This is a genomic window from Methyloversatilis sp., from assembly GCF_965284615.1.
Lineage (GTDB): Bacteria > Pseudomonadota > Gammaproteobacteria > Burkholderiales > Rhodocyclaceae > Methyloversatilis.
Map to the genome: position 1 here is coordinate 1,763,997 of NZ_OZ260098.1, position 15,160 is coordinate 1,779,156.

Consider the following 15,160-nt stretch of genomic DNA (forward strand, 5'->3'; position numbering starts at 1 on the left):
TCCTTTCTGCGTTCTGTTCTGTTGTAGGCCCGCACGGATGCGGCATTGCATCAATTATCCCGTGCGAACGATGACGGCCGCGCGGCATTGTTTTGCAAAATATCAACGACCCGTGATCAGGTTGGCGATGAACTGGCGTGCCGCCGCCGGTCGCGCCGTGTCCCGCGGAACATCCATCATGCCCAGGCCGAACACATAGGCATACAGCAGCAGGCTGCGATTGATCGCTTCGTCGGCGTCGCAGCCGGCGGCGCGGAACAGCGCTGCAGCGCATTCCAGACGCACGCTGTCCACTTCGTTGACGGCGGCGCGCGCCGCTTGGTCGTGGCGCGCCCAGTCGCGCAGCGCCAGTTCGACCTGCATGCCGCGGCGGTTGCGCGCCAGGCTGTAGGTGTCGATCACATGCTGCAGTTGCGCGATCTCGTCGCCGGGCGCAGATTGCGTGCGGTTGCGGATGTCGTCGATGCGGCCGTCGCGCCAGTGCTCCAGCACGGCATCGAGCAGGGCGCGGCGGTCCTTGAAGTGCCAGTAGAAGCTGCCCTTGGTCAGGCCGAGACCGCGCGCCAGCGTCTCTACCCGTATGCCGTTGACACCGCTGTCGGCCAGGGTCTGGGTGGCCGCTCGCACCCAGGTGTCGCGGTCGGTCTGTGGGCGGGCGGCGGTGTCGGGCATGGCGGTATTCCTGCGGCGTTGTTCACCTCGAAGTGAAGCATACGCTAGCGTATGGACTGAACATACGCATCCGTATGGGTGCGTGCAACCGTGAGCGGCACACAGGAGGCACAGGCATGAAGATTGTGGTCCCGGTCAAACGGGTGATCGATTACAACGTGAAGATCCGCGTTGCCGCCGATGGCAGCGGCGTTGAAACCGCGAACGTGAAGATGTCGATGAATCCGTTCGACGAGATCGCGGTGGAAGAGGCGGTGCGGCTGAAGGAGGCGGGCGTGGCGACCGAGGTGGTCGCGGTCTCCTGCGGCGTCGCCGGCTGCGTCGATACGCTGCGCACTGCGCTGGCGCTGGGTGCCGACCGCGCGATCCATGTGAATACCGATGTCGAACTGCAACCGCTGGCGGTGGCCAAGCTGCTCAAGGCGGTGGCCGGTCGCGAACAGCCGCAGCTGGTGATCTGCGGCAAGCAGGCGATCGACGACGACGCCAACCAGACCGGCCAGATGCTGGCTGCGCTGCTCGGCTGGGGGCAGGCCACCTTCGCATCCAAGGTCGGCGTCGCCGACGGTCGGGCGACCGTGACGCGTGAAATCGATGGCGGCCTGGAAACCGTCAGTGTGGCGCTGCCGGCGGTGGTCACCACCGACCTGCGGCTGAACGAACCACGCTTCGCCAGCCTGCCCAACATCATGAAGGCGAAGAAGAAGCCGCTCGACACGGTGACGCCGGACGAACTGGGCGTCGATGTCGCGCCGCGCCTGAAAACGCTGAAGGTGGCCGAGCCGCCGAAGCGTCAGGCCGGCATCAAGGTGGCCTCGGTGGTCGAACTGGTCGCGAAGTTGCGCGACGAAGCCAAAGTGCTGCGCTGAGGAGCCCCATATGAGCATTCTGGTCATTGCAGAACACGACAACGCCGGCCTGCGCCCCGCCACGCTGAACACCCTGGCTGCCGCGGCGAAGATCGGCGGCGACATCACCGTGCTGGTCGCTGGCAGCGGCTGCGCCGGCGCAGCCGCTGCGGTGGCAGCGGTGCCGGGTGTTGCGAAGGTGCTGAGTGCCGATGCCGCACATCTGGCTCACCCCACCGCGGAAGACCTCGCCGCAGCGGTGCTGGCGGTCGCCGCCGGACACAGCCACGTGCTGGCACCGGCCGGCAGCTTCGGCAAGAACTTCATGCCCCGCGTCGCGGCCACGCTCGACGTCGCGCAGGTGTCGGACATCGTCGAGGTGGTGTCGGCCGACACCTTCGTGCGACCGATCTACGCCGGCAATGCGCTGGCGACGGTGCAGAGCGCGGATCCGGTCAAGGTGATCACGGTGCGCGCGACCGCCTTTGACCCGCTGCCGGCGAGCGGCGGTGCCGCGCCGGTCGAGGCGGTGACACCGCCGGCGGCCAGCGGACTGTCCGCCCATGTGTCGCAGGAACTGTCGCAATCGGCCCGCCCGGAACTGGGTGCAGCGCGCGTCGTCGTGTCGGGCGGGCGCGGACTGGGCAGTGCCGAGGCCTATCACAGCGTGCTCGAACCGCTGGCCGACCGGCTCGGTGCCGCACTCGGCGCCAGCCGCGCCGCCGTCGACTCCGGTTACGCACCGAACGACTATCAGGTCGGCCAGACCGGCAAGATCGTCGCGCCCGACATCTATATTGCAGTCGGGCTGTCCGGTGCGATTCAGCACCTGGCCGGCATGAAGGATTCGAAGGTGATCGTCGCCATCAACAAGGACCCGGACGCGCCCATCTTCCAGGTGGCCGACTACGGTCTGGTCGGCGACCTGTTCGAACTGGTTCCGCAACTGGTGCAGGCACTGGACTGATCCGCAGCGGGCGGCATCTGCCCGCTGCCGTCACTGATCAATTTCGAGGGCCGCCAGAGCCCGATGGAGGAGAGCCTCATGAGCGAATACGTCGCGCCGCTGCAGGACATGCGTTTTGCGCTGGAACTGGCGGGTCTGAACGAAGTGGTGACCTTGCCAGGGTACGAGGATGCGAGTCCGGATGTTGTTGACGCCGTGCTGGAGGAGGCCGCCCGCTTCACCGGCGAGGTGCTGTCGCCGCTGAATCGCACCGGTGACCGCGTTGGCGCGAAGCTGGGTGAGGACGGCAAGGTCAGCATGCCCGACGGATTCGCCGAGGCCTATCGCGCCTATGCCGACAACGGCTGGAACGGCATGGGCTGCGACCCGGCGCACGGCGGCGCCGGCATGCCGCACCTCGTGGTGGCGCAGATCCAGGAGATGGTGATGGGCGCCAACATGGCGTTCTCGCTGTGTCCGCTGCTGACCGCGGGCGCCATCGAGGCGCTGGCGCTGTGCGGTTCCGACGAGCAGAAGGCGCTCTACCTCGAACGCATGGTGAGCGGCGAATGGACCGGCACCATGAACCTGACCGAGCCGCAGGCCGGTTCCGATCTGGCGGCGGTGCGCAGCCGCGCCGAGCCGCAGCCCGACGGCAGTTACCGCGTATTCGGGCAGAAGATATTCATCACCTTCGGCGAGCACGAACTGGCGTCCAACATCGTGCATCTCGTACTGGCGCGCACGCCGGGTGCGCCTGACGGGGTGAAGGGCATTTCGCTGTTCATCGTACCCAAGTTCATTCCCGATGCCGATGGCAACCCGGGCGCGCGCAACGACGTGCGCTGCGTGTCGCTCGAACACAAGCTGGGCATACACGCCAGCCCGACGTGCGTGATGGCCTTCGGCGATGCCGGCGGCGCCACCGGCTGGCTGTGCGGCGAAGAGAACCGCGGCATCGAGTACATGTTCATCATGATGAACGCCGCGCGCTACGCGGTCGGTCTGCAGGGCATCGCGGTCGCGGAACGCGCGTTCCAGCAAGCTCGCGAGTACGCCAACGAGCGGCGTCAGGGCGGCGAGGCGGGCGTGAAGGGCGGCGGCAGCGTGGCCATCGTGCGCCACCCGGACGTGCGCCGCATGCTGCTGCGCATGAAGTCGCAGGTCGAGGCGATGCGCGCGCTGGCCGCGGTCACCGCGGCGGCACGCGACCGCGCAGCGCGCCATGCAGACGAGGCCGAACGTACGCGCGCCCAGGCCTTCGTCGAACTGATGATTCCGCTGGTCAAGGGCTGGAGCACCGAAGGCGCGAACGAGATCGCCTCGCTCGGCGTGCAGGTGCACGGCGGCATGGGCTATGTCGAGGAAACCGGCGCCGCGCAGTACCTGCGCGACGCGCGCATCACCAATATCTACGAGGGCACGACCGGCATACAGGCGAACGATCTGGTCGGCCGCAAGATCGCGCGCGACGGCGGTGCGGCCGCGCGCGCGGTGATCGCCGACATGCGCGATGTCGTCGCGGCGCTCGATGCCGCACGGCTGCAGGTGCTGTCCGTGCCGTTGGGCGAGGCGGCGTCGGCGCTCGAACGCAGCGTCGATTTCGTCGTCGCGCACTGGCGCAGCGATGTGCGTGCCGTGCTGGCCGGCGCCGTGCCGCTGCTGATGCTGTTCGGCCGCGTGGCGGGCGGCTGGCAACTTGCGCGCGGCGCCCTGCTGGCGCAGCAGCGGCTGGCCGCTGGCGAGGGCGACGCCGATTTCCTGCGCGCCAAGATCGTTACCGCGCGCTTCTATGCCGATCATGTACTGAGCGAGTGCGGCGGTCTGGCGCACATGGTGTGCAGCGGCGCCGCCGCGACGCTGGACGACGCGGCGGGTCTTTAGTCCGGCCCCCATCCCGGAACCGGGATTCCGTGGGGGGCTTCTGACCCCGACGGCACTCTGCGTCGAAGCCAGCGGGCCGCAGCGGCCCTGTCGCGGCCAAGGCCGCTCCCAAAGGGCTTGCGCCCGACTCACCGCCGGAGCCTGGACCGGAGTTCTGTGGGAGGGGGCTTCTGACCCCGACAGGGGCGATGAAGGTGCGCGGCGCTACTTCCTGGCCGCCAGTACCTGCGCCAGCTCCACAGCCGAGCGCACGCCCATCTTCTCGAAAATTCGGGCGCGATGGACTTCCACGGTGCGCATCGTGACGCCGAGGTCGCTGGCGATCACTTTGTTCATCTGCCCGGCCAGCACGCGCTCCATCACCTCGATCTCGCGTTGCGTGAGCTGGGCGACACGCTCCTCGATGGCCTGCGCCGCGGCGCGCTTCGACAGCTGTTGCTGGTGCATGTCCAGCGCAGCCAGCGCGCGGTCCACCAGTTCGTTGTCGTTGAACGGCTTCTCGACGAAATCGAAGGCGCCCTGCTTGATCGCGCCGACCGCCATCGGCACGTCGCCGTGGCCGGTCAGGAAGATGACCGGCATGTCGTGGCCGTGCTCGTGCAGCCAGCCGAACAGCTCCAGCCCGCTCATGCCGTCCATGCGGATGTCCAGCAGCAGGCAGCCGCAGTGAGCAATCTCGCCACTGCCGATCAGCGCCTCGGCCGACGGCCAGGTGCGCACGGTATGGCCGCGCGAGCGGAACAGCCAGCCCAGCGCGTCGCGGATGGCTTCGTCGTCGTTGACGATGAAGATCTGGCTCATCGGCTTCACTCCCCGGCCGGCAGCTTCAGGATGAACACGGTACCGCCGCCGTCTGCGGATTCGAACCACAGCCGGCCGCGGTGCAGTTCGACGATGGAGCGGCAGATGTTGAGACCCATGCCCATGCCGTCCGGCTTGGTGGTGAAGAAGGGGGCGAACAGCTTGTCCGCCACTTCCGGCGGGATGCCGCTGCCGCTGTCGCGCACCGACACCTGCACGCCTTCGGCGTCGGCGCTGGTCTGTATCAGCAGTCGGCGTCGTTCCAGCGGGCAGGCGGCCATTGCGTCCATGCCGTTGCGGATCAGGTTCAGTAACACCTGCTCGATCATCACCCGGTCGGCGCTGACCGCGGGCAGGGCGCCGGCCAGCGAGCTGGAAATGCGGATGTCGCGCTTGCGCGCGTCAGCCTCGATCAGGCCCAGCGCTTCCTCGACCACGTCGTTCAGAGAACAGGCGACGCGCTTCGGCTCTGAGCGGCGGACGAATTCATGCACGCGGCGGATGATGGTGCCTGCGCGGCGCGCCTGCGCGTTCATTTTCGCCAGCGGCTCCTTCAGGTCGGCCAGCGAGCCGCTGCCGTTGTTGACCATGTTGAGGCAGGCCGTGCTGTAGCTGGCAATGGCCGACAGCGGCTGGTTCAGTTCGTGCGCCAGCGTCGATGCCATTTCGCCCATGGTGATCAGGCGGCCGGTGAACTGCAGCTTTTCCTGCTGCTGCCGGTACAGCTCCTCCGCCTGCTTGCGCTCCGTGATGTCGAGTACCGAGCTCATCCAGCCGACGTGACGGCCGTCGGCGTTGACCAGCGGCGCCTCCGAAATGAGCACGTCGAAGCGTTCGCCGTTGCGGCGGATGAACTTCAGTTCCAGCGCTTCGTGTGAAGTCGCGCCGCCGGCCAGGATGCCGTCGTGCAGCGCGCGGATGTGTTCGGCCTCTTCCGGCGCCCAGTAGGGCATGGGTGGGCGCATCGCCATCAGTTCCTCGGCGCTCCAGCCGACCATGCGACAGAAGGCCGGGTTCACGTGGGTGATGCGGCCGCTCAGGTCGCGCGCGCGCAGCCCGATGCTGAGCGAATTTTCCATCGCCGAACGGAAGGTGTGTTCCTCGCGCAGCGCCTGTTCGGCTTCGAGCCTGCGCACCAGGTGACGACGCAGCGCCCACAGACTCCACAGCATCGTGAACGCCAGGCCGACGATGGTCACCACCAGCAGCGCCGGCAACAGACGGGTTTCGCTGCGGTAGGCGGTGACACGCAGCCGCAGGCCGTGACCGGGCGGATCGAACACCAGCGCATAGTTCATTTCGTCGTGTTCGGCCGCCACCTTGGACTTGCTGGCCAGCACGGTTTCGGTGTTGTCGATCACGTCCAGCTTGTAGCGCTCGGCGAACCACCAGGGTACCGATTGCGACAGCATCTGCTCGATCGAATAGGTGCCGCGCATCCAGCCCTGACCGCCGCCCAGCGGCACCAGCACGTCGAAATGCACGTCGCCGTCGGCCGTCGCGTAGGGCGGCAGGTAGGCGGCGCGGCCGAGCTGCTCCGCCAGCCGCGCGGGGCCGGACAGATCCGGGTCGTCGCCGTCGATGTGCGCGATGGTGTTGACGCGCAGCAGGCCGTGGCCGTTGGCGATCATGTTGCGCTGGCGTGCCTCGATCACCCGCGCATCGAGCCGGCCGTCGGCCGCCTCGCGCCCGATCTGTGCCATCTGCTCGGCATTGCGGTCGAGATGGAAGCGCAGGTCCTGCTCCATCCACAGCACGTCGTTGATCATCGTTGCGCGCTGCTCGTCCAGATCGTTGCGGTGCAGCCACCACACCAGCGTGCCGATGGCCAGCAGGAAGAGCGGGATGGCCACGCGCGGCACCATCCAGTACCAGCCCGGACCGGCGTGGTGAGAAGCCGCGTGCAGCGGTGAGGAGTGAGGGAGGGTGGTCATGGCGACGGTGCGTGCGATGGGCACATCATATAAGTGCACACGTGGCGCTGGGGACTTCGGTTTTCCACAGCGGCCGCGCGGTTGCGGATATCCACAATGGCCGCAGCCACCCCCGCCGACCACAATCCAGACATCACATTGGCCGTTCGCGCCGTGTGGCCTTCATACACAAGAGGAGACACCATGAAACTTCATTCCATGCTTTTCGGCCTGCTCACGCTCGGCCTGACTCCGTTTGCGCTGGCGCAGCAGCCCATCGTGATCAAGTTCAGCCACGTCGTGGCGACCGAGACACCGAAGGGCAAGGCGGCCGATTTCTTCAAGAAGCGCGCCGAGGAACTGACCGGCGGCAAGGTGAAGGTCGAGGTGTATCCGAACAGCCAGCTGTACAAGGACAAGGAAGAGATGGAGGCGCTGCAGCTGGGCGCGGTGCAGATGCTGGCACCGTCGCTGGCCAAGTTCGGCCCGCTGGGCGTTAAGGAGTTCGAGGTGTTCGACCTGCCTTTCATCTTCGACAACTACGCCGAACTGCATAAGGTGACCCAGGGGCCGCTCGGTGCCAGCATCCTGAAGAAGCTGGAACCCAAGGGCATCGTCGGCCTGTCGTTCTGGGACAATGGTTTCAAGTCCTTCTCGGCCAACACGCCGATCAAGACGCCGGCCGACCTGCGCGGCAAGAAGCTGCGCATCCAGTCGTCCAAGGTGCTTGAAGAGCAGATCCGCACGCTGGGTGCGCTGCCGCAGGTGATGGCCTTCTCCGAGGTGTACCAGGCGCTGCAGACCGGCGTGGTTGACGGCACTGAGAACCCGCACTCCAACATGTACACGCAGAAGATGCATGAAGTTCAGAAGCACATGGCGGTGACCGATCATGGCTATCTGGGCTACGCCGTCATCGTGAACAAGAAGTTCTGGGATGGTCTGCCGGCTGACGTGCGCACGCAGCTGCAGACGGCGATGAAGGAGTTGACCGACTACGCGAACAAGATCGCCAAGGAAGAAAACGACGCTTCGCTGGAAGGCATCCGCAAGAGCGGCAAGACGCAGATCTACGTACCGACGCCGGAGGAACGCCTGGCCTTCAAGAAGGCGCTGGTGCCGGTGCATAAGAAGATGGAAAGCCGCATCGGCGAGCAGATCATCGCCGACATCTACAAAGAAACCGCATTCGACCCCACCAAGCTGTAATCCCCGCGCGGTGACCGTGCTTCCGGCCACCGCGACCTCACTCTCCGTACGGAGGACCCCATGAAATTTCTCGATCACCTCGAGGAGTGGCTCATCGCCACACTCATCGGTGCCGCGACGATCATCGTGTTCGTCGCCGTGGTGCACCGTTATCTGGCTGGTTACGCCATTCCGGGCGTGCAGGACTGGCTGCTGTCGATCAACCTGAGCTGGGCGCAGGAACTGACGATCATCATGTTCGTGTGGATGGCCAAGTTCGGTGCCGCCTACGGCGTGCGTACGGGCATACACGTCGGTGTCGATGTGCTGATCAACCAGTTGAGTCCGAAGAACCGCGGCAAGTTCGTCGTCTTCGGCCTGCTCGCCGGCGCGCTCTTCACGGCGACGGTGGGCACGTTGGGCGCGCAGTTCGTCTGGGAGAACGGCGCCCATTACGCCGTGTTCAGCGCCCTCGGTCTGGATGTGACGGATATCCCTGAAGGCCCGACCACGCCCGATCTCGAATGGCCGACCTGGATTGTTACTCGGCCATCCCTTTCGGCTCCTTCCTGATGTGCTTCCGCTTCCTTCAGGTGACCGTGGGTTTCCTGCGCACCGGTGAACTGCCGCATCACGATCACGGCCATGTCGATGGGCTGGACGAGGACGAAATCGTCACTGCCGCCAAGGAGATGCGCACATGAACGCATTGATCATTTTCACGCTGCTGTTCGCGCTGATGCTGACCGGCATGCCGATCTCGATTTCGCTCGGCCTGACGGTGCTCACCTTCCTGTTCACGATGACAGAGGTGCCGCTGGAGTCGGTGGCGCTGAAGCTGTTCACCGGCATCGAGAAGTTCGAGATCATGGCGATCCCGTTCTTCATCCTCGCCGGCAATTTCCTGACCCACGGCGGGGTGGCGCGGCGAATGATCGCCTTTGCGACCTCACTGGTCGGACACTGGCACGGCGGTCTGGGGCTGGCCGGCGTGGTGGCGTGTGCGTTGTTCGCGGCGGTGTCCGGCTCCAGCCCGGCAACGGTTGTGGCCATCGGCTCCATCCTGTTGCCGGCCATGGTCAAGGCGGGCTTCCCGAACCGTTTCGGCGCCGGTGTGATCTCGACCTCGGGCGCGCTGGGCATCCTGATCCCGCCTTCAATCGTGATGGTGATGTATTCGGTGGCGACCAACACCTCGGTCGGCGCGCTGTTCATGGCGGGCGTCATACCCGGCCTGGCGCTGGCTGGCGTGCTCGGCTTCGTCACCTGGTATCGGGCGCGCAAGTACAACTATCCGCGTCAGCCGAAAGCCACGACTGCACAGCGTCTGAAGGCTTTCCGCGAGTCGGCCTGGGGCCTGCTGCTGATCATCGTCGTGATGGGCGGCATCTACACCGGCATTTTCACGCCGACGGAAGCGGCGGCCATGAGCGCGGTGTACGCTTTCATTGTCGCGGTGTTCGTCTATCGCGACATGGGTCTGCGCGATGTGCCCAAGGTGTTGCTGAACTCGGCCAACATGAGCGCGATGCTGCTTTACATCATCACTAATGCGGTGCTGTTCAGCTTCATCATGACCAACGAGAACATCCCGCAGACACTTGCCGAATGGATGCTGGGTCAGGGCCTAGGTCCGATCGCTTTCCTGCTCGCGGTCAACGTCATCCTGCTGCTGGCGGGCAATGTGATGGAGCCGTCGTCCATCGTGCTCATCTTCGCGCCCATCCTGTTTCCGGTGGCGGTGAAGCTCGGCATCGACCCGATCCACTTCGGCATCATGATGGTGGTGAACATGGAAGTCGGCATGTGTCATCCGCCTGTCGGCCTCAACTTGTACGTGGCGTCGGGCATCACGAAGATGGGCATCACGGAACTGACGGTCGCCGTCTGGCCGTGGTTGCTCGCGATGCTGGGATTCCTCGGCCTGGTGACCTACTGGCCGACGCTGTCGCTGTGGCTGCCGCGGACGCTGGGCATGATCAGCTGATGCGTACCTGACACCACTGCCACCCGCAGTTCTGACGCCGCGTGAAGTTCTGCGCGGCGTTTTTCTTTTTTGCAGACACCCTGCTCAAGTCCGCAGTGCCGACAGTCGTAAATGGTCCTACGAGGAGATCGACGGTGCGCTTTCGTATAACTAAAGTCTTATAAGCACCTGTCGATATTGGCCATGTAGTGAACCGAAAACAGGGAACAGACACATGAAGAACATGCTGAGCATCCGCAAAGCCTTCCTTTTTCACTCCATCTTTGCGTCCGTCGTCTGCATCGCAGTGTTCGGCTCGCAGCAGATGCTGTTCCCGGGAGTGACCGGACTGATTGCAGCCGGTGTGGTATGTGCCACTGTCATCATGGGCGTTGGTATCTGGTTCGGCACTGGCTTCGGCCAGCGCGCCGAACTGCTGGTGAACGCCATGCACAGCCTTGCCGAAGGCAAGCTCAATCACAAGCTCAGCCTGTCCGGCAAGGACGATTTTGCCTGGCTGGGCTATGAGTACAACCAGGCCTGCAAGTCTTTCCGCAAGCTGATCGAGAAGATGACGACCCTGTCGTTGACGCTCACCAGTTCGGCTGAAGAACTGTCCAAGCTGACCATCGCCGCCAACGAGACCGGTTCGCGCCAGGCTGACCGCATCCGTACCGTCGCCGAGGCGATGGAGCAGATGACCGCCTCGGCCCGCCAGGTCGCCGACCTGTCGGCCGACATGGACAGCATCGTGCGCGCCGCGGGCGACAGCACGCGCAGCGGCAAGACGGACCTCGAAGTGTCGATGGAGGGCGTCAGCCGCATCGCCAAGGAGATGGAAGAGTCGCTGCAGGTGATCGAGCGCCTGGTCAAGGATTCCGAAGAGATCGCCAAGATCAACGACGTGGTGAAGGACATTTCCGACCAGACCAACCTGCTGGCACTCAACGCGGCCATCGAGGCGGCACGGGCCGGCGAGCAGGGTCGCGGCTTCGCTGTGGTTGCCGACGAGGTGCGCAAGCTTGCGCAGCGCACCCAGGGTTCGACCGCGGACATCGAGCAGATCGTCGCCAAGATCCGCCACGACGCTCAGGAAACGGTCGAGCGCGTCGGTCAGGCCAGCGAACGCGTCAGCGGCGCCGTGACCACCTCGCGCGGCGCGGTGGAAACCTTCGAGTCCATCCTGCACCGCATGGAAGAACTGGTGAACAAGTCGGGTGAAGTGGCGACCAGCATGCGCGAACAGGACACCACGGCGCACGCCATCCTGCGCAACGCGGGCGAGTTGTCCGCGCTGTCCGAGGACAACGCACGCGGCGTGGCGCAGACCGCGTCGCAGGGCGAATCGGTTGCCGGCTCGGCGCGCGAGCTCGAAGCCAGCCTGCGCACCTTCCAGATCTGAAACGCTTCGATTCCGACCATGAAAAAGCCGGCGCGATGCGCCGGCTTTTTCATTTGCCGCGGGTGAGGTTCAGCGTGCCGCGGTCTTCCCCGGCGTCTTGATCCGCGCGTCCTCGTCGATGCGGGCCTCGATGAAGGTCTTGATCGCCCACACTGCCTCCTGCGTCAGCACCTTGTCCCACGGCGGCATGTGCTGCACGTCGAGCACCCGCTTGCCCTTGCGGACGGTCTTGACGAAGTAGTGATCGACGTCGCTGAGGCAGCGTGGCAGCAGTTCCGGCTCGGTCACCTTGCGACAGCCGCGGTGCAGGCGCAGCAGATTGGGGCCGACCTGGTTCTTGTGATTGACATCGGTGCCGTGGCAGACGGCGCAGGATTCGTTGTAGAGCGCGCGACCGGTATCGACGACGGCGGTGTTGCCGCGGTAGGGATTGCTGTCCTTCCATGCATCGCCGACCGGCGGCAGCGCCGAAATGTCGGTCTTGGGCGGGTGCGCCTCCATCGCAGGGTCTCCTGCGTATGCCGACGCGATGCCGAGTGCGGCCGCCAGCACCAGTGGTGCAGCCACTTTCCTGATCATGTCTTTTATCTCCTTGTGCGGACGGTGCTTACCAATCGACTGGACAACCCTTGCAGTCGTCGAAGTTCGCGTCGAGGAAGACGGTGTAGCGCGTCACGCAGCCTTCCATGATGGCGTTGCGGAAATCGGCGCTGCCGAACTTGGTTTCCTGCAGGTTGGCGTTGATCAGCCGGGCATAGTGGAAGCGCGCGAACATCGGGCGGGCTGCTTCCAGGTTGGCGGCGGTCAGGTCGGCGTAGCTGAAGTTGACGCGGAACATGCGCGCGAACTCCATGTCCGTGCCGACCAGCCGTGCGCCGCGCAGGCTGGCGGCGGGAATGTTGGCCTTCTGCAGGCGGGCCGAGCTGAGATCGGCGCGGTCCAGTATCGCGCCGGCAAGATTGGCGGCACGCAGGTCGGCGCGCACCATGTTCGCACCGGTGAAGTCGGCGCCAGCGAGGTCCTTTGCCGACAGGTCGGCGTGGCGCAGGTCGGCACCCGGGCAACGGGTGTAGGGCCAGATCGGGCAGCCATTGACGACCAGTGTTTCGCTCGTCGGTGCGTCTTCGGCGACGACTGGCGTGCTCAAGCCGAGCAGTACGAGCAGTGTTGCGGGGAAAAGTCTTCGCATCCAGGACTCCGGACAGAAAGAACCTGGCAACCGCGCGTCATGGGCCGACGCGGACGCGACGGCACCGGAAACCCTTGGGAGACCTTATCGCAGTTGCCAGGCAAAGGCCGGCCACGCAGGGCCGGCAGGAGGAGTGGCCGGCCCCCGCCGGGCGGCGGGGGCGCGCCGTCGATCAGCGCTTCGGCAGCTTGAAGGCCCAGAACGAGCCGCCCTGGCTGACCTGCTTGGTCAGCTCGGCCATGTCGCCGCCCCACAGCGGCACGGCGCCGCCGTAGCCGGAAGAGATGCCGATGTACTGTTCGCCATCCTGTTCCCAGGTGATGGGCACCGACACCACGCCGGAGCCGGTCTGGAATTTCCAGACTTCCTTGCCGGTCTTGGCGTCGAAGGCCTTTACGTAGCCATCGGAGGTGCCGGTGAACACCAGGCCGCCGGCGGTGGTCAGCGTGCCAGCCCACAGCGGGAACTGCTCCTTGTGTTCCCAGGCGATCTTGCCGGTCTTCGGATCGATCGCGCGCAGTACGCCGACGTGGTCGTCGAACAGCTTCTTGATCCGGAAGCCCTGGCCGAGGTAGGCGGCACCCGGCTTGTAGGTGACGTTCTCAGTCCAGTAGTCCATTGCCCAGTGGTTGGCCGGGATGTAGAACAGCTCGGTGTCCGGGCTGTACGACATCGGCATCCAGTTGGTGCCGCCGAGGAAGGGCGGCGACACGAAGATGGATTCGCCCTTGTCCGCACCGGCCTTGGGCTTCGGTGGATACTGGCTCTCGACCACATTCGGCAGGCCGGTCTTCGGGTCAAAACCCTTGGACCAGGTGATGCCGTTGACGAAGGGCCAGGCACCGATCAGCGCGGTCTGCTTCCACGGGTAGCCGGCGCCTGTGGCCAGCTTTTCGCGGTCGGTCACGAAGAAGTAACCGTTGCGGTCGGCGTGCGCCGATGCCTTCACCAGCTTGCCGGTCTTCGGATCCTTGTACTCGAACAGCAGCACCGAGTTGTTGCCGGAGAAGTCCCAGGCGTCGTTCGGCGTGTGCGAGAAGAAGCCTTTCAATTCGCCGGTCGAGGCATCGACATAGGCCTGACCGGAGGTGAACAGGCTGGGCCACTTGGTCGGGCTGTCGCCTTCCTTGGTCCGTTTCCAGGTGTTCCAGGGGGCCGGGTTGCCGGTGCCGATCACGACCATGTTCTGTTCGACGTCGAACGAGGCGGTCTGCCACGGGGCCCCCCCGCCATGGCTCCAGGCCTCGACCTTGCCGGTTTCGCGGCTGGGGTCATCGGGCCACGACGGCGCCTTGGCGTCGCCGGTCGTCGTGCTGTCCTTGCCGTTCAGGCGACCCATATGGCCCTCGACCATCGGACGCGCCCAGATTTCCTCGCCGGTATCGACGTCGCGCGCAAACAGATAGCCGATCACGCCGAATTCGTCACCGGACGAACCGTGCACCAGCATCACGCGACCGGACTTCTTGTCCTTGACGATGAAGGGGGCGCCCGACATCGTGTAGCCGACCTTGTGATCGCCCCACTTCTTCGACCAGACGACCTTGCCGGTGTCCTTGTTCAAGGCCACCATGCCGGCGTCCAGCGTGCCGAAGTACACCTTGTCACCGTAGATGGCGGCACCGCGGTTCACCACGTCGCAGCACGGACGAATGTCGTCCGGCAGCCGATGTTCGTACGCCCACAGACGTTTGCCGGTCTTGGCGTCGATGGCGTACATGCGGGAATAGGAGCCGGTGATGTAGATGACGCCGTCGTGCACCAGCGCCTGGCCCTCCTGGCCGCGCTGCTTTTCGCCGCCGAAGGAGTAGGACCACGCGGGGCTCAGCGATGCGACGGTCTGCGTATTGATCTGCTTGAGCGGACTGTGACGCTGGGCCTTCATGCCCAGACCGTAGGTCAGCACGTCCTTGGTCGTCTTGTCGTCGTTGACGATATCTTCCCAGCTCACCGTCTTGGCGGCGTGCACCGGGCCTGCTGCAAGGATGCCCAGCGCGATCAGCAGTGCCGGGTTCCTGAGGGCAAACGTTTTCATCCTGACTCCTCTTTCAGTGTTGATCTGTCGTGTCGTCATCGCGGCCCCGCTTGTTTAGCGGACACAGGGCCGTGATGCGCACTGCAGGTTAGGCAGCACATGGAGGTGTCGAAGGTTCAAAGCTCCCGCAGAATCAGGGAGTCGATCCCGTTTTTCAGGACTGTTTCAGGGATGGACACTGAGTTGTCGAGGTCTGTAACAGGTGGAGGTTCGGCAAGCTTTATGCCGGATGCGAGGCCTTCCGCCTGTTGCGGGCGGCGATGGTCCTCGTCTTGCTTGCCTTGCTCCGCGGGGACCGGTTTCTGGCGCCGCTTAC

Annotated in this window: 12 protein-coding genes and 1 pseudogene; 7 read left to right on the forward strand and 6 right to left on the reverse strand. The window is 65.1% G+C overall.

Going from position 1 to position 15,160, the window contains the following annotated elements; genetic code table 11:
- Positions 1 to 102: 102 nt before the first annotated feature.
- A complete protein-coding gene (locus tag ACQ66H_RS08465; RefSeq protein WP_430433639.1) occupies positions 103 to 672 on the reverse strand; it encodes a TetR/AcrR family transcriptional regulator in 570 nt (189 codons plus the stop codon).
- Positions 673 to 788: 116 nt separating this feature from the next.
- On the opposite strand from ACQ66H_RS08465, the gene ACQ66H_RS08470 reads away from it, so the two are divergent.
- From ACQ66H_RS08470 to ACQ66H_RS08480, 3 genes are all read left to right on the forward strand, one after another.
- Positions 789 to 1,541 (forward strand): electron transfer flavoprotein subunit beta/FixA family protein, encoded by a 753-nt coding sequence (locus ACQ66H_RS08470; protein WP_430433640.1) that lies wholly within the window; start codon positions 789 to 791, stop codon positions 1,539 to 1,541.
- Between the two features lie 10 nt (positions 1,542 to 1,551).
- Entirely contained in the window at positions 1,552 to 2,487 is a 936-nt protein-coding gene (locus ACQ66H_RS08475; RefSeq protein ID WP_430433641.1) for an electron transfer flavoprotein subunit alpha/FixB family protein, read from the forward strand.
- 78 nt (positions 2,488 to 2,565) lie between these two features.
- Positions 2,566 to 4,350, forward strand: a complete 1,785-nt coding sequence (locus tag ACQ66H_RS08480; RefSeq protein WP_430433642.1) for an acyl-CoA dehydrogenase — start codon at positions 2,566 to 2,568, stop codon at positions 4,348 to 4,350.
- 204 nt (positions 4,351 to 4,554) lie between these two features.
- On the opposite strand, the gene ACQ66H_RS08485 is transcribed toward ACQ66H_RS08480, so the two are convergent.
- Positions 4,555 to 5,151, reverse strand: a complete 597-nt coding sequence (locus ACQ66H_RS08485; protein ID WP_430433643.1) for a response regulator transcription factor — start codon at positions 5,149 to 5,151, stop codon at positions 4,555 to 4,557.
- A gap of 5 nt (positions 5,152 to 5,156) precedes the next feature.
- Positions 5,157 to 7,085 (reverse strand): sensor histidine kinase, encoded by a 1,929-nt coding sequence (locus ACQ66H_RS08490; RefSeq protein ID WP_430433644.1) that lies wholly within the window; start codon positions 7,083 to 7,085, stop codon positions 5,157 to 5,159.
- A gap of 183 nt (positions 7,086 to 7,268) precedes the next feature.
- Between ACQ66H_RS08490 and ACQ66H_RS08495 the strand changes: the two genes are divergently transcribed.
- The 4 genes and pseudogenes from ACQ66H_RS08495 (at position 7,269) to ACQ66H_RS08510 (ending at position 11,620) form a co-directional block, all read left to right on the forward strand.
- Complete coding sequence (locus tag ACQ66H_RS08495; protein WP_430433645.1) at positions 7,269 to 8,273, forward strand: TRAP transporter substrate-binding protein; 1,005 nt, start codon at positions 7,269 to 7,271, stop codon at positions 8,271 to 8,273.
- Positions 8,274 to 8,333: 60 nt separating this feature from the next.
- Positions 8,334 to 8,956, forward strand: a pseudogene (locus tag ACQ66H_RS08500) (TRAP transporter small permease).
- Entirely contained in the window at positions 8,953 to 10,239 is a 1,287-nt protein-coding gene (locus tag ACQ66H_RS08505) for a TRAP transporter large permease (RefSeq protein ID WP_430433646.1), read from the forward strand. Before ACQ66H_RS08500 ends, ACQ66H_RS08505 begins: the two are co-directional and overlap by 4 nt.
- Positions 10,240 to 10,453: 214 nt before the next feature.
- Complete coding sequence (locus ACQ66H_RS08510; RefSeq protein WP_430433647.1) at positions 10,454 to 11,620, forward strand: methyl-accepting chemotaxis protein; 1,167 nt, start codon at positions 10,454 to 10,456, stop codon at positions 11,618 to 11,620.
- A 69-nt stretch (positions 11,621 to 11,689) separates the two neighbouring features.
- Here ACQ66H_RS08510 and ACQ66H_RS08515 read toward each other — a convergent pair whose 3' ends face one another.
- From ACQ66H_RS08515 to ACQ66H_RS08525, 3 genes are all read right to left on the reverse strand, one after another.
- Positions 11,690 to 12,199: a c-type cytochrome gene (locus ACQ66H_RS08515; RefSeq protein ID WP_430433648.1), complete on the reverse strand. Its 510-nt coding sequence runs from the start codon at positions 12,197 to 12,199 to the stop codon at positions 11,690 to 11,692.
- A gap of 28 nt (positions 12,200 to 12,227) precedes the next feature.
- Complete coding sequence (locus ACQ66H_RS08520; RefSeq protein ID WP_430433649.1) at positions 12,228 to 12,809, reverse strand: pentapeptide repeat-containing protein; 582 nt, start codon at positions 12,807 to 12,809, stop codon at positions 12,228 to 12,230.
- A gap of 172 nt (positions 12,810 to 12,981) precedes the next feature.
- Complete coding sequence (locus tag ACQ66H_RS08525; protein WP_430433650.1) at positions 12,982 to 14,844, reverse strand: methanol/ethanol family PQQ-dependent dehydrogenase; 1,863 nt, start codon at positions 14,842 to 14,844, stop codon at positions 12,982 to 12,984.
- Positions 14,845 to 15,160: the final 316 nt, after the last annotated feature.

Coding starts and splice junctions, on each gene's coding strand:
- ACQ66H_RS08465 (WP_430433639.1), bottom strand. CDS start 672: ATGCCCGACACCGCCGCCCGCCCACAGACCGACCGCGACACCTGGGTG.
- ACQ66H_RS08470 (WP_430433640.1), top strand. CDS start 789: ATGAAGATTGTGGTCCCGGTCAAACGGGTGATCGATTACAACGTGAAG.
- ACQ66H_RS08475 (WP_430433641.1), top strand. CDS start 1,552: ATGAGCATTCTGGTCATTGCAGAACACGACAACGCCGGCCTGCGCCCC.
- ACQ66H_RS08480 (WP_430433642.1), top strand. CDS start 2,566: ATGAGCGAATACGTCGCGCCGCTGCAGGACATGCGTTTTGCGCTGGAA.
- ACQ66H_RS08485 (WP_430433643.1), bottom strand. CDS start 5,151: ATGAGCCAGATCTTCATCGTCAACGACGACGAAGCCATCCGCGACGCG.
- ACQ66H_RS08490 (WP_430433644.1), bottom strand. CDS start 7,085: ATGACCACCCTCCCTCACTCCTCACCGCTGCACGCGGCTTCTCACCAC.
- ACQ66H_RS08495 (WP_430433645.1), top strand. CDS start 7,269: ATGAAACTTCATTCCATGCTTTTCGGCCTGCTCACGCTCGGCCTGACT.
- ACQ66H_RS08505 (WP_430433646.1), top strand. CDS start 8,953: ATGAACGCATTGATCATTTTCACGCTGCTGTTCGCGCTGATGCTGACC.
- ACQ66H_RS08510 (WP_430433647.1), top strand. CDS start 10,454: ATGAAGAACATGCTGAGCATCCGCAAAGCCTTCCTTTTTCACTCCATC.
- ACQ66H_RS08515 (WP_430433648.1), bottom strand. CDS start 12,199: ATGATCAGGAAAGTGGCTGCACCACTGGTGCTGGCGGCCGCACTCGGC.
- ACQ66H_RS08520 (WP_430433649.1), bottom strand. CDS start 12,809: ATGCGAAGACTTTTCCCCGCAACACTGCTCGTACTGCTCGGCTTGAGC.
- ACQ66H_RS08525 (WP_430433650.1), bottom strand. CDS start 14,844: ATGAAAACGTTTGCCCTCAGGAACCCGGCACTGCTGATCGCGCTGGGC.